General features: G+C 61.3%; 10 protein-coding genes. 4 read left to right on the top strand and 6 right to left on the bottom strand.

What is annotated here, in order from left to right:
• Window positions 1-37: 37 nt before the first annotated feature.
• From C5J22_RS16045 to C5J22_RS16030, 4 genes are all read right to left on the bottom strand, one after another.
• The gene (locus C5J22_RS16045; RefSeq protein WP_105439024.1) at window positions 38-1,939 is read right to left on the bottom strand and encodes a potassium transporter Kup; all 1,902 of its coding nucleotides are present in this window, start codon (window positions 1,937-1,939) and stop codon (window positions 38-40) included.
• Window positions 1,940-1,953: 14 nt separating this feature from the next.
• Window positions 1,954-2,925, bottom strand: coding sequence for a magnesium transporter CorA family protein (locus C5J22_RS16040; RefSeq protein WP_105439023.1), 972 nt, complete (start codon window positions 2,923-2,925; stop codon window positions 1,954-1,956).
• Between the two features lie 309 nt (window positions 2,926-3,234).
• Window positions 3,235-4,425: an iron-sulfur cluster carrier protein ApbC gene (gene apbC / locus C5J22_RS16035; protein WP_105402061.1), complete on the bottom strand. Its 1,191-nt coding sequence runs from the start codon at window positions 4,423-4,425 to the stop codon at window positions 3,235-3,237.
• Between the two features lie 376 nt (window positions 4,426-4,801).
• Window positions 4,802-5,533 (bottom strand): LuxR family transcriptional regulator, encoded by a 732-nt coding sequence (locus C5J22_RS16030; protein ID WP_105439198.1) that lies wholly within the window; start codon window positions 5,531-5,533, stop codon window positions 4,802-4,804.
• A gap of 412 nt (window positions 5,534-5,945) precedes the next feature.
• Between C5J22_RS16030 and C5J22_RS16025 the strand changes: the two genes are divergently transcribed.
• Together C5J22_RS16025 and C5J22_RS16020 are read left to right on the top strand one after the other, a co-directional pair.
• The gene (locus C5J22_RS16025; RefSeq protein WP_105439022.1) at window positions 5,946-6,827 is read left to right on the top strand and encodes an SMP-30/gluconolactonase/LRE family protein; all 882 of its coding nucleotides are present in this window, start codon (window positions 5,946-5,948) and stop codon (window positions 6,825-6,827) included.
• Window positions 6,828-7,019: 192 nt separating this feature from the next.
• Window positions 7,020-7,637: a PRC-barrel domain-containing protein gene (locus C5J22_RS16020; RefSeq protein WP_105439021.1), complete on the top strand. Its 618-nt coding sequence runs from the start codon at window positions 7,020-7,022 to the stop codon at window positions 7,635-7,637.
• A 111-nt stretch (window positions 7,638-7,748) separates the two neighbouring features.
• On the opposite strand, the gene C5J22_RS16015 is transcribed toward C5J22_RS16020, so the two are convergent.
• Window positions 7,749-9,104 carry a bifunctional diguanylate cyclase/phosphodiesterase gene (locus C5J22_RS16015; RefSeq protein WP_105402064.1) on the bottom strand — a complete coding sequence of 452 codons (1,356 nt, stop codon included), beginning with the start codon at window positions 9,102-9,104 and terminating at the stop codon, window positions 7,749-7,751.
• Between the two features lie 100 nt (window positions 9,105-9,204).
• Window positions 9,205-10,875: a response regulator gene (locus tag C5J22_RS16010; protein ID WP_105439020.1), complete on the bottom strand. Its 1,671-nt coding sequence runs from the start codon at window positions 10,873-10,875 to the stop codon at window positions 9,205-9,207.
• Window positions 10,876-11,237: 362 nt separating this feature from the next.
• Here C5J22_RS16010 and mutL point away from each other — a divergent pair, with 362 nt between their 5' ends.
• Entirely contained in the window at window positions 11,238-13,052 is a 1,815-nt protein-coding gene (gene mutL, locus C5J22_RS16000) for a DNA mismatch repair endonuclease MutL (RefSeq protein ID WP_105439018.1), read from the top strand.
• A gap of 66 nt (window positions 13,053-13,118) precedes the next feature.
• Window positions 13,119-13,352, top strand: coding sequence for a DUF2093 domain-containing protein (locus C5J22_RS15995; RefSeq protein ID WP_046630976.1), 234 nt, complete (start codon window positions 13,119-13,121; stop codon window positions 13,350-13,352).
• Window positions 13,353-13,438 lie beyond the last annotated feature (86 nt).

Genomic DNA, 13,438 nt, shown 5'->3' with positions numbered 1-13,438 from the left:
ACATCAATGTCAGCGAAGGACATCCCAACGGCGCGTCTCAGATGATGACATGCGAGCCGAGTTCGACGACGCGGTTGGCCGGCAGGTGGAAATAGTCTGACGGGTCGGTCGCGGTGTTGGCCATGGCGATGAACAGCCGGTCCTGCCACATGGGCATGCCGGATTCGGCATCCGGCACCAGCTTGCGGCGGCCCAGATAGAAGGAGGTCGACATGATGTCGAACTTGAAGCCCGTCTTGCGCAGATAGGCGAGCGCCTGCGAGACATTGTGCGACTGCATGAAGCCGAAGCGCAGTTCGATCAGCGTGAAACGCTCCGAGACCTTCTCGATCTTGAACCGCTCCTCCAGCGACACGCGCGGCTTGTTGACCGTGATGATGGTCAGCACCACGTTCTTTTCGTGCAGGACGTGGTTGTGCTTGATGTTGTGCAGCAGTGCTGCGGGCGCGGTTTCCGGATCGCTGGTCAGGAAGATCGCGACGCCGGGCACGGAGACCGGCGCATGATCGCTCTTCTTCTCGACCATCGGAATGAAGGTTTCGAGCGGCACGTCGATGCGGCGGGTCTTTTCGAAGAGGATCGCGGTACCCCGCTTCCAGGTCCACATGACGATGGTGAAGATGATTGCCATCATGACCGGGACCCAGCCGCCGTCATGGACCTTCAAGAGGTTGGCGCCGAGGAAGACCAGTTCCAGGGCAAGCAGCGGAGCCAGAATGCAGATCGCAAAGGTCTGCGGCCATTTCCACTTCACGCGCACGAACTCGAACGCCATCAGCGTGGTGACGACCATGGCGCCGGTCACCGAGATACCGTAGGCGGTGGCGAGCGATTCGGAACTTCCGAAGCCCAGGACCAGCGCGATCACACCGACCAGAAGCAGGGTGTTGACCCCCGGCAGGAAGATCTGCCCGGTATTGGTCTCGGAGGTGATCAGGATCTGCATGCGCGGCAGGTAACCGAGGTGGATCCCCTGGCGGACCAGCGAGAAAGCACCGGTGATCACCGCCTGGCTGGCGATGATGGTGGCGGCGGTCGCGAGAATGACCACCGGCAGCAGCGCCCATTGCGGGAACATCAGGTAGAACGGATCGGACATCGCTTCCGGATGCTTCAGCACCAGAGCGCCCTGCCCCAGATAGTTCAAGGTCAGCGCCGGGAAGACAAGCGTGAACCAGGCCCACTGGATCGGACGTCGGCCGAAATGGCCAAGGTCCGCATAAAGCGCTTCGGCACCAGTGACCGTCAGGAAAACGGCGCCGAGGACGACGATGCCGACGAAACTCTCGTTCAGCATGAATTCGACCGCATAGACCGGATTGAAGGAGGCCAGGATGCTGTAGTCGTCCGATATATGGGCGACGCCGCCGGCGCCCATGACGATGAACCATACGGCGGTGATCGGCCCGAAGAAGCGCGATACGAGGCCGGTTCCCTTCGACTGGATAGCGAAAAGACCAATCAGGATACCTACCGAGATCGGTACCACGGCGCTGCTCATCGACGGCGCCACCAGCTTCAGGCCCTCGACGGCGGACAGGACCGACAGTGCCGGAGTGATCATCGCATCGCCAAGGAAAAGCGCCGCGCCGATGAGGCCGAGCAGCATCAACACTGCCCTATGGCCATTGGCGGACTTGGTCAGAAGTGCAAGGAGCGAGAGCGTGCCGCCTTCGCCGTCGTTGTCGGCGCGCAGCAGGAAAAGCACGTATTTGAACGTGACGATGATCGTCAGCGTCCAGATCATCAGCGAGATGAGGCCGATGATCTCGAGTTCCGTGACGCCATCGTGGGCGATCGGCTTCAGAGCCTCGCGGAATGCATAGAGCGGGCTCGTACCGATGTCGCCGTAGACGACGCCGACGGAGCCGAGTGCGAGCGCAAAAAGGCCTTGGACCTTCGTTTTCTCGGCGTCGTGATGTTCAGCGGGGTGACCCATGGGGGATGTCCGGCTTAAAGCCAGCCTTTCCAGCGAAAGAAGAAAAAAGGGATGATGGCGGACAGGAGCATCGCGAAGATCGCGAGCGGATATCCGATATGCCACTCGAGTTCCGGCATGAATTGAAAGTTCATGCCGTAGATCGAGGCAACGAGCGTCGGAGGCAGGAACACGACCGACGCGATGGAGAATATCTTGATGATGGCGTTCTGCTCGACATTGATCAGCCCGAGCGAGGCGTCCAGCAGAAAAGCTATGTTACCGGCGATGTAGGAGGCATGCTCCGAAAGCGAGTCGACATCCCGCGCAACAGTGCGGCAGAGGTTGTCGTCGCTCTTGTCCTGGCTGATCAAGGGCACGTTCATGAGAAAGGTCAACAACCGGGCGAGCGAGCCAAGGCTGTCGCGCACCTTGCTGATCAGCCGGTGGTATTCGGCGATATCGGCCAGCTTGCGTTCCAGGAACTGCGGCGGGCGGCGCTTGCCGCGGTCGCGGAAGATTTCCGTCGACAGCGCATCGACGTGATCGACCGTCTGCTCAAGAATTTCGGCGGTGCGATCGGCGATGGTTTCCAGAAGTTTTGCCAGCAAAGTGGCACCATCGCGCCCCGGTTCCGGCAGGCGGTTCAAGCTGGCGATGAACAGCTGGAAGCTTTTCGGCTCGGCATAGCGCACGGTGATCAGCCGGCTGCCGGAGAGGATGAAGGCGACGTCGGTGAGCTGCGGATCCTTGCCATCGGCGCGCCAGACGAGCGACGCTGTCATGAACACTGAGCCCTTCTCCACATAAAGCCGGCTCGAAGGTTCGATGTCCTTCAGGTCGTCACGGGTCGGAACCTGAATTCCGAGGAGACCCTCGACATAAGCGTCCTCCTGCGGAGTCGGTTCGACCAGATCGATCCAGACGATGTCGTCGGCGAGCTGTCGCAATGCGTCGGCCGGCGCAAGCGTCTTCATCGAGCCAGTGGCGCTATAGGCATTGATCAATCGTGGTCTCCGGCCGAACGTCGTCGGCCCTGAACGAGAAGCGGGCTTGCCGGCCCCTGGTTTAGGGACCGCCAGCCGGCCATCAGCGGGACGGGCCTATAGAGACAGCCATAGTCAAAATCAAGAGCCGTATAAACCTCCTAGTGGGCGCCGCAACATGACTCCCGCGCCGAATATGTTCAAGGGGGCTTCGGCAACAAGGTGATTCGCGGTCTACATCAAAGCCTTGAGCGGGAACGGCCGCCAAAGTGACTGCCCATCGGCGCGAGGGAGGTATTCCGAAATGGTGAGGAACATATATGCGAATTCTTATTCGAAAACGATTGCAGGCGCCGGTCGGGGAGTAAGGCCACCGAGCTCGGCCCAGACCCTGGCGGCAATCTCGCGGTAGATTTTCGCCGAGGCTCCTTCGGGATCGGAGGCGACGACGGGCGTGCCCGCATCGGACCGTTCGCGGATGTCGATCGTCAGCGGAACCTCGCCGAGGAACGGTACGCCGATCCGCTCCGCCTCGCTTCTCGCGCCGCCATGGCCGAAGATGTCGTAACGCTTGCCGGTATCGGGAGCGAGGAAATAGCTCATGTTCTCGACGATGCCGAGCAGCGGCACTTCGACCTTGCGGAACATGGCGATCCCCTTGCGCGCATCGAGAAGCGCCAGGTCCTGCGGCGTCGAAACGATCACCGCGCCGGCCAACGGCACCTGCTGGGCCATGGTGAGCTGCACGTCGCCGGTGCCCGGCGGCATGTCGACGACGAGCACGTCGAGGTCACCCCAGGCGACTTCGCGCAGCATCTGCAGCAACGCTGACTGGACCATCGGTCCGCGCCAGATCATCGCGGTCTCCTCATCGACGAGGAAACCCATCGACATGGCCTTCAGGCCGTAATTCTCCATCGGCTTGATGATGCGGTTTTCGATCTGCTGCGGACGGCCGGTGATCTTCAGGAGGCGCGGCACAGACGGGCCGTAGATATCGGCATCGAGAATGCCGACCCGCAGGCCGTTCGCCTGGAGCCCGAGCGCGAGATTGACCGCCGTCGTCGACTTGCCGACGCCGCCCTTGCCGGATGCCACCGCGATGATGGCGCCGACGCCCGGCACACCAGGCTTTTCCCGCTGCGGCGGCTGGCCCGGCTGCTGGCCTTGGGGCGGATGGCTGTGCCCGTGATCATGGGCGTGCCCGTGCGAATGCGAATGAGCAGCCGGTGCGGCAGGCTGCGGGCGCGGCGGCGGAGCGGACCCGGCCTTGCGGTCCGCCGTCAGCGTCACCAGCGCGCCCTTGACGCCCGGCATGGCCTTGACGGTACGTTCCGCTGCCACGCGCAGCGGCTCCAGTTCGTTCGCCCGCGCTGCCGGGACGGTAATCGAGAAATAGACCTTGTTGTCGGAGATGAAGACGTCCGAGACCATGCCGCGCGAGACGATATCGCCTTCGAGGTCCGGCCCGCGCACCTTGGCGAGAACCGCCAGCACTTCCTCTTTCGTCACGTCGGCCATGATTTCAAAACTCCCGAATGCCTGATGCGACACCGATCCCTCAGAACGGGATGTCGCGTTCGCAGATATATAGGAGTTCGGCATTGCCGGGGGCAAGCAAGATAAACCGCCGTTCGATCGGCAGCCATGTGGCGCACTGATCGAACGGCAGCTTTTCTTGTCACGCCTCTTGGGGCGCTTGCAGTCCCCTCTGGACCTGCCCCTACAGAAGCACGAAACATGCCAGACGGGAAGATACTTCCTATTGATGAGCTTTTTCAACCACTTCTGGCCGAAAGCCCTGCTGCAGCGCAACATCCCTTGATGGAAGGGGCATTTCGTGACCGGTCAATGCTTGAGCAGTGGTGAAATTTTGTGCGCCGCAGCATTTTATTGGCTACTTGATCAAACCGATTCTGAGCGCCTTGGCGACCGCCTGGGTGCGGTTGACCGTATCCAGCTTCTTGGCCGCACGGTTCAGGTAGTGATTGACCGTGTGTTCGGAGAGGCCGAGGATCTCTGCGATTTCCGCGCTGGTCTTGCCGGCGGCCGTCCAGTTGAGGCAGTCGATCTCACGATCGGTCAGCACGTCCGTGGTGCGGACATCGAGGTTGCGGATCTCCGCCAGGCGCTCGAAGACGTGGATGGAGATGTACATCAGCTCCATCATCTGCTGGTGCGTGAACGGCAGGCCATCGCCTGCGAAGGAAACGGCACCGCGGCTGCCGGACATGTCATGGACCGGGAAATAAGCGCCGCGGACAAGATTGAACCTCCCGAACATGCCGCGGATGGCCGGTCCCTGGCGCTCGGGCGGCACCGTTTCGAGATCGAAGGTGAACGGGATCGTGGAGGCGCGCAGCCGCCGAAGTACGGGGCTGGTCTGCATCATGCCTTCGCGGTCGAAAAGAGACAGCAGTTCCGCGGGCCAGTTGGTAATGACCGTGTTGTTGGACAATTCGAGCGACGTGGCGTGGGGCAGGTTGAGAACCATGAACGTGCGGCAGCCATAATGCTCGGTTACCCGCTTCATGAACCGGAACACGTCGAACTGTGTCTTGAGATCCGCGATTTCTCCGACACTTCCGCCAAAGACACGAGCTTCTTCTGCTTTCTCGGTATTGGCCATCATCTGCTTCTCTGTCCGCCGGTTGGCGTCGAGCGATTCCTGGTGTTTCCCATACATCCGCCCAATCCGGTCCTTTATATTCGCATTGCCCGCCTCCGACCCGTGGAACGGAAAAGGCTCTCCGGATTTGCCCGGATAGCTCCCGCCGAACGTGCCTGCGTGGTGGAGGCTGCTATTTCAGATTTTAATTAGATGCTAAATTTGTGGCTACTATCAATTCCGAATATCACGACATCAATTGTCAACTTTCGACAATGATGACATCTACTCGGATTTGCAAACCTTTTGCATGCCTCCAGCCGTTTGTCAGGAGATAATTGTTGGGGATCAAATCACCTATGCGGCGAGTTTGCCGACTCTCTCCCGTCGATGATACTAATCGATCACCTCGATATGCAATTGGAGATTTCACATGGCGACCACACACGCTTTCGAAGGCCGTGTCCTTTCCTCCTCCCTGTGCCAACTTGGAGAAGGCCCTTCCTTCGAATCGGAAACGGAGACGCTCTGGTGGTTCGACATTCTCGGCAAGGGATTGCACGAATTGCACCTGCCGACCGGGCGGGAGATCGTTCATGCATTGCCGGTGATGGGCAGCGCGCTTGCCTCGATCGATGCCGCCCGACAGATGATCGCGAGCGACAAGGGGATGTTCATCCGTGACCGCGCGACCGGCGCGCTGTCCCCCTATCTCGAACTGGAGCCGGAAAAGCCGGGCAACCGTTCGAACGACGGCAGGGTCCATCCCTCCGGCAGCCTCTGGATCGGAACCATGGGACGAAAAGCCGAGGACGGCGCCGGCGCTATCTATCATGTCCGTCAGGGTGAGGTGACGAAGCTGTTCGACCGCATCAGCATCCCCAACTCGATCTGCTTCTCGCCCGACGGGGCGATCGGTTATTATGCAGACACCCGCATCAACCGGCTGATGCGGGTATCCCTCGACCCGGCGACAGGCTTGCCAAACGGCGAAGCCGAACTTCTAGTCGACGAGAACGGCAAGCCGGGCGGCATAGACGGGTCGATCTGCGCCAGCGACGGAACGATCTGGAACGCCCGCTGGGGCGAGGGTGCTGTCGATCATTATTCGGCTGACGGCCGGCATCTGTCGCGTCACCTGGTGCCGGCAAAACAGACCACCTGCCCCGCCTTCGTCGGCAAGGACCGGTTGGCCGTGACGTCGGCGCGGGAGGGACTGGACGAGGCCGCTCGCGCTGCCGACCCCTTTGCCGGCTCGCTGTTCGAAATCACCGTTTCCATCCAATGCGATCCGGAGTCAGCCTATCGCCTCTAAAGGACGCAAAGAGCGCTTCAAACAAGCAAAACGCGAAAAAGTTCCAGCTCAAACGCCTAAAATTTCGGCAATCTTAGTCGGAACCAATCCGTCCTCATAACATTTTCCTCTCGAACCAGCGCGGTCGGAGAGCTCCGTAGCGGAGGGCCGCGTGTTCAGAGATAATTTTGAGCAGAGGAAGGTAGGTTCGTTATGAAGAAAACCCTTAGCACGATGGCAGCCGTTGTTCTTTTGGCGTCCACCGCCATTGCACCGGCATATGCCCAGACCCAGCCGACGCCGCCGGCCTCCCCGGCTCCGGCAACCCCTGCCGCTCCGACAGATCCGGCTGCAAAACCGGCTGACAGCGCCGCAACGCCGGCTCCGAAGACCGGCACCGACACGGCCGCCGCTTCCGGCAGCTACCTCACCGAGCAGGCTGAAAACCAGATCAGCGCCAACGACTATATCGGCAAGTCGGTCTACAACGCAGAAGACAAGAGCATCGGCGACGTCAACGACCTCATTCTTGAAGAAAGCGGCGGCATCGTTGCAGCCGTGGTCGGCGTCGGCGGCTTCCTCGGCATCGGCGAGAAGGAAATCGCTCTGCCGATGGACAAGATCACCATGACGCGTGATGCGGAAAACAACAACGAAGTCCGTCTGTCCACCACGGAAACGGCAGAAGCCCTTCAGGCCGCTCCGGAATTCAAGAGCCTGGCAGACAAGCAGGCAGAAACCGACCGGACGACCACGTCCTCCACCGGCACCTCGATGCCTGCAGGCGGCGCTACTAACCCGTCGACGACACCGGCTGCCCCGAGCAAATAAGCGCTCGATCAGTCAAGGGTCCGGAACGGGTGACCCGTCGTCACCACGAAACGGGGCGGTACCGAAAGTGCCGCCCCTTTTTACAGGTACTGAACGCAAACCAGGCCTCGGTCAGGCCCGCTCGATGGTCATGAAGTCGCGGTAGTGTTCCTGGAGGTAGCGCAGGGTGACAGCGCTGTCAGCCGGTCTGCCGTAATAATAGCCCTGTCCCATCGCGCAGCCGAGCTCGTTAAGCTTGTCCGCATCGGCTTTTTCCTCGATGCCTTCCGCGACCACAGCCAGGTTGAGCCCGTCGCACATGGCGATGATCGCCTTGACGATGTGTTCCGACGCGCGGTCCGTGGTGATGCGCGAGACGAACGCGCGGTCGATCTTCACCTTGTCGAAGGTGAAGTCCCGCAGCCGCCCGAGGCTCGACTGGCCCGTGCCGAAATCGTCGAGAGAGATGCGCACGCCTTGCTGGCGCAGGTCGGTGATGATGCGCTGCGCCGTATCGGCCGAGGTCATCACCGCCGTTTCGGTAATTTCCAGTTCCAGGCGATGAGGATCGAGGCCGACGCGCGCGAGGGTGGCGAGAATGGTCTCGGTCGTGCCGGGGTCCATCAGCTGCGCTGAAGAGAGGTTGAAGGAGAGGAAAAGCTCGCGCGGCCAGGAGAGTGCAGCCTCGGCAGCCTTGTGCAGTAACGTTTCAGAAAGCGCGTCAATAAAACCGCGCTCTTCGGCAAGGGGCACAAAAACCGCGGGCGAAACGAAGCCGAGATCGGCATCGATCCATCGCGCCAGCGCCTCGAAACCGACCACTGCGCCATCGCTGATGCGCACGATCGGCTGAAAGTGGACATCCACGGCATCGGCGATGATGGCGTTGCGAAGCGCCTGTTCCAGCTGTGTCGCCCGCTTCATCTCCTGGGCGATTTCGCGGGAGTAGACCGTGATCTGTCCCCGGCCGCGGCGTTTCGAGCGGTAGAGCGCGGTTTCTGCGCTTTTCAGCAGTTCCTCGAAATCCGCGCCGGCGAAGGGATAGATCGCAAAGCCGAAGGAGGCCGATAGCCGGACGTTGCGGTCGCCGAGATCGTAGGGGGCGGACAGGACGTCCTTGATCATCTGGCCGATACGTTCGGCGCCGACGCGCTCGAAGACCAGAGGCAGGATGAAGGCAAACTCGTCGCCGTCATGGCGGGTAACGGTCGCGCCGTCCGGAATGCAGGCTTTCAGGCGATGAGCGACCTGGCAGAGGATCTCGTCGCCCGCTTCGGCGCCGAACAGATCGTTGATCGGCTTGAAGCCGTCGAGATTGGCAATGCAGATGGTAAAGGGTGCAGGATCCTGGGCCCGCTCGGCAGCCAGCAGGCGCACCTTGTCACGCAGACGGTATCGATTTCCAAGTCCCGTCAGGGCGTCACTGTAGGCCATTGCCTGCAGTTCATTCTGGCTGACCTGCGGCAATGGGTTTCCCGCCGACTTCATGAATAATCCCGTTGCGCTTCACAGACCGGCGCAGGATGCGGGAAAAAGATTAAAAAATAATGGCCCGAGCTTAACTTACATGAACGGATTGATTAATCGGTTAAGCATACGATTGCTTTGCAGATATGCCGAGAAACGTCTGGAAGACGGCTTCCAGCGCCTCGGGGCTAATCGGCTTGAGGATCACCTCGTTCATGCCGGAGGCGAAACACTGGTCACGGTCGCGTTCGAAGGCCTGGGGAAGGACGCCGATGATCGGAATGGAGTTGTCGACCGTCTCCAGGTTCCGTATACGCACGCTCGCATCGAAGCCGCTGAGCTTTGGAAGGGTGATATCCATCAGGATCAGCCGCGGCGACCGCTCCTGCCAGAGCCGCACCGCTTCTTCGCCATCGGCGGCGATCGCATAACGATAACCCAAACCCTCGAGGATTTGCGAGAAGACGATCTGGTTCACCTCGTTGTCTTCGGCAACCAGAATATCGATGCCGGCGCTTTCGCCGGCTTGCGAGGCAATCCAGGCGTCTTCGTCGCGCGCAGTCTCGTTTGCGGCAGGCTGGCTGAACTGGCGAGTGACGCCGGCGGCCAGTTCCCGCTTCACCCGGACCCCGTTGATCGCCAAGGCGGGAATGCGGTGTCGCTGGACGATTTCGAGGCAAGCCTTGTCCGCCAGTGTGTCCACGATGACGAGATCGATTGCGATGCTGGCTTCCTTTGCCAGTTGCAGGAAGAGCTCCAGTTCCTCACCGTCTGAAACGGAAGAGGTGTCGAACCCCAGATCATCGAGAATTTCCAGCGCCTCGGCGCTCGTCCTCGGATCGCTGGAGGCGACAAGAACCTTGCGGTTGGAGAGATGGGTCGTGTCGGGCGCAACCGCCTTCACTGGCACGTCGCGCTCCTGCCGAGCCAGCGAAGTGGCGATCAATCCGCCCCGGCTCATGCGCGGCTTGATCTCCTCGCCGTCTTCATCGGTCGCGACCAGTCCGGTAATGTCTTCCATGGCGGTGACAAGGTAATAACGGCCCGGCTTTCCGATACGGTATTTGTTGGCGATGATGACGGCCTGCGAGCCGTCCGGCCGGATCACCAGTTCGGACATCTGCTGGGGCTCGCCAAGATCGAGGACCCCGCGATTGATGCGGTCCAGGCGCTGCTCCACCTGCGGCGGATGAACATCGGATCCCTTGTGACCGAGAATTGCTTCGGGCGGCAGATCGAGGAAGCGCGCGGCCATCTTGTTGACGGCGACGAAGGTCAGGCTGCTGTCCTTGACGGTAATCGGGAACGGCAGGTTGTCGAGCACCTCTTCGGTGATCTGCACCCGTTCCATGTCGGCGCGCCACTGCTCCTCGCGTTTCTTGTGATCCGAGATATCCCTGACGACGCAGACACCGTAACCGGATGACAGGCGGCGCTTGGTGAAGCTCACCCAGCGGTCGGTGCCGCGGCGTTCCTGCGACTCGGCCCGTTCCTTCCAGAGAGTGGCGATCTGTTCGGCGATCCAGTCCTCACGGCTCAGCATCCGACGCGGACCGGAAGCATCGGTCAGGAAGCGTCCGCCGCCATCGTAGACAGCCCCGAGGAAATCCCGAAGGCGTGTGCCGGGCGTCAGAAAGCTCTTCGGAACCGGCAGGAGGGTCAGCAATTGCTGGCTCGCAAAGACGATCAGGTCATTCTTGTCATAGACAAATACGCCGCCCGAAATGCCCTCGGAAATCACTTCGAGCATGACAGCTTGAATGTTTGCGTCCGCCGACGCCAAATCATTCATAGGATGGAACTCCCCGTATGCTTTTTCGGACCGGACAAAGGCCGGGCCGTAATGCCGATATTCGCCTCTCGGCGTTATTCCTTCTAGTTTTCGTCTTGTCGGCGTGGGAACATGCTGGCTCCAAGTCCTCAACGGGTGATCAGGGCTCGCATGACGGTGCCCAGCTGGCCGCCATCCCGGTCACACGCGGGAAGCTGGCGCCTCCCCGGTTTCATCCAAGTTTTAATACGGAACAAATTATCTCGTTTATCTTAAAGCTGGATTAATGAACGGCCGTGCATCAACCTTAAAGTTCATTTCAATCGGTTAGGAAAGGTGCGATCCGGGCTTTCCTTCCGGCGCCGAATCCGGGAAAATGGCGCATGTCCGTTAAACAGCTCCCCGAGACCCTGATCAACCAGATCGCTGCCGGCGAAGTCATCGAAAGGCCTGCCAGCGCCGCGAAGGAACTGATCGAAAACGCCATCGATGCCGGCGCGACCCGCATCGAGATCGCCACCGCCGGCGGTGGCAAAAGCCTGATCCGCATTACCGACAACGGCTCCGGCATGGATGCGGCCGATCTCGATCTTGCGGTGCGGCGACACTGCACATCGAAAATATCCGAGACGCTCGACGACATCCGCACGCTCGGCTTCCGCGGCGAGGCCCTGCCCTCGATCGGTTCGGTGGCGAAGCTCACCATCACCAGCCGCCGCAACGGTCATTCGGAAGGATCGCAGGTGGCGGTGATCGGCGGCAAGATGTCCGGCGTGAAGCCGGCGCCGGCCAATACGGGCACGGTCGTCGAGGTGCGCGACATCTTCTTTGCGACGCCGGCGCGGCTGAAATTCTTGAAGACCGAGAAGGCCGAGGCCGGCGCGATCACCGAAGTGGTCAAGCGCATGGCGATCGCCTTCCCGCATATCCGCTTCGTGCTGTCCGGGTCCGACCGCACGATGCTCGAATTCCCGGCGACCGGCGACGACCATCTTTCCCGCATGGCGCAGATTCTCGGCGCCGATTTCCGCGACAATGCGATCGAGATCGATGCGATGCGGGAAGATGTCGGGCTTTCCGGCTTCGTCGGCGTGCCGACCTTTCACCGTGGAAATTCGGCGCATCAATATGCCTTCGTGAACGGCCGGCCGGTACAGGACAAGCTGATCCTGTCGGCCCTGCGCGGCGCCTATGCGGAAAGCGTTCCCTCCGGTCGCTATCCCGTGGCGGTCCTGTCGATCAAGATCGATCCGGCGCTGGTGGACGTCAACGTGCATCCGGCGAAGTCGGACGTGCGGTTTCGCGATCCCGGCCTGGTGCGGGGCCTCATCGTCGGGGCGATCCGCGAGGCGTTGCATCGCGAGGGCGACCGGGCGGCGACAACCGGAACGTCGGGCATGATGCGCGCCTTCCGACCCGGCTTCCAGCCGGCTAACGCCGCGCCGCGCACCCCCTGGGCGGCAGCCGCTTCGCCGTTCAGGCCGCTCCATCCGCAGCCGGCCAACGGCTTTGCCGAACAGGCGCAATCCGGCTTCGACGTGTTGACCATGCCGACAGCCCGTGCCGATACGGTGATCGCGGAGCCCGCTCCGAGGACCGCTGGCGAAGCCGTGCCGCGATACCGCCTGGGTGCCGCCCGCGCGCAGGTTCACGAGAACTACATCGTGGCCCAGACCGAAGACGGGCTTGTCATCGTCGACCAGCACGCCGCGCATGAACGGCTGGTGTTCGAGGCGATGCGCAAGGCGCTCGACAACAAGCGGCTGGCGAGCCAGGTCCTCCTGATCCCGGAGATCATCGACCTGCCGGAAGAGGATTGCGACCGGCTGATGGCGAACGCGACGGAACTCGACCGGCTGGGCCTGGCGATCGAACGTTTCGGTCCCGGCGCTGTCGCGGTGCGCGAGACGCCCGCCATGCTCGGCGAAGTCGATGCGGCCTCGATGGTCCGGGACCTCGCCGACGAGATCGCCGAATGGAACACCGCCGGTGGCCTGCGCGGCAAGCTCGAATATGTCGCCGCCACCATGGCCTGCCACGGTTCGGTGCGTTCCGGCCGACGGCTGAGGCCCGAGGAGATGAACGCGTTGTTGCGCGAAATGGAAGCCACGCCCGGCTCCGGTACCTGTAACCACGGCCGGCCCACCTATATCGAACTCAAGCTTTCCGACATCGAGCGGCTCTTCGGCCGAAGCTGAAAAAGCTGGCAATTCAGGTTCAATCGGGGTAGAGCAGGCGCCATGTTTTTCCGCAGGAGACGACAGATGAACCGGTTCGAGGGAAGCGGATTCCGCGAAGCGAAGATCCGGTATCTCGATGGCGATTACCAGATCCTGACCGCCGGCTCTTACGTGATATGCGCCATGACAGGGGCGCAGATTCCGATCGACGAATTGCGGTACTGGAGCGTCGCCCGGCAGGAGCCCTATGTCGATTGCGCCTCCTCGCTGGAAGCCGACAAGCGCGCCGGCATTCTGCCCAACCAGAGCCGCGGCTAAACTCATTGCCCATCCCGTCTCACCACCTCGTGAAATGTTAATCGCGAAAAATATCGAACAGTTCAATCTGAGGCAGGTCTTGGACT

Source organism: Neorhizobium sp. T25_13, assembly GCF_002968675.1.
Taxonomy (GTDB): domain Bacteria; phylum Pseudomonadota; class Alphaproteobacteria; order Rhizobiales; family Rhizobiaceae; genus Neorhizobium; species Neorhizobium tomejilense.
This window is presented reverse-complemented; position numbering and strand designations above follow the sequence as displayed.

Bases quoted from the DNA above. Each gene is read 5' to 3' on its own strand.
- C5J22_RS16045 (WP_105439024.1), bottom strand. From the start codon at position 1,939: ATGGGTCACCCCGCTGAACATCACGACGCCGAGAAAACGAAGGTCCAA.
- mutL (WP_105439018.1), top strand. From the start codon at position 11,238: ATGTCCGTTAAACAGCTCCCCGAGACCCTGATCAACCAGATCGCTGCC.
- apbC (WP_105402061.1), bottom strand. From the start codon at position 4,425: ATGGCCGACGTGACGAAAGAGGAAGTGCTGGCGGTTCTCGCCAAGGTG.
- C5J22_RS16025 (WP_105439022.1), top strand. From the start codon at position 5,946: ATGGCGACCACACACGCTTTCGAAGGCCGTGTCCTTTCCTCCTCCCTG.
- C5J22_RS15995 (WP_046630976.1), top strand. From the start codon at position 13,119: ATGAACCGGTTCGAGGGAAGCGGATTCCGCGAAGCGAAGATCCGGTAT.
- C5J22_RS16020 (WP_105439021.1), top strand. From the start codon at position 7,020: ATGAAGAAAACCCTTAGCACGATGGCAGCCGTTGTTCTTTTGGCGTCC.
- C5J22_RS16010 (WP_105439020.1), bottom strand. From the start codon at position 10,875: ATGAATGATTTGGCGTCGGCGGACGCAAACATTCAAGCTGTCATGCTC.
- C5J22_RS16030 (WP_105439198.1), bottom strand. From the start codon at position 5,533: ATGGCCAATACCGAGAAAGCAGAAGAAGCTCGTGTCTTTGGCGGAAGT.
- C5J22_RS16015 (WP_105402064.1), bottom strand. From the start codon at position 9,104: ATGAAGTCGGCGGGAAACCCATTGCCGCAGGTCAGCCAGAATGAACTG.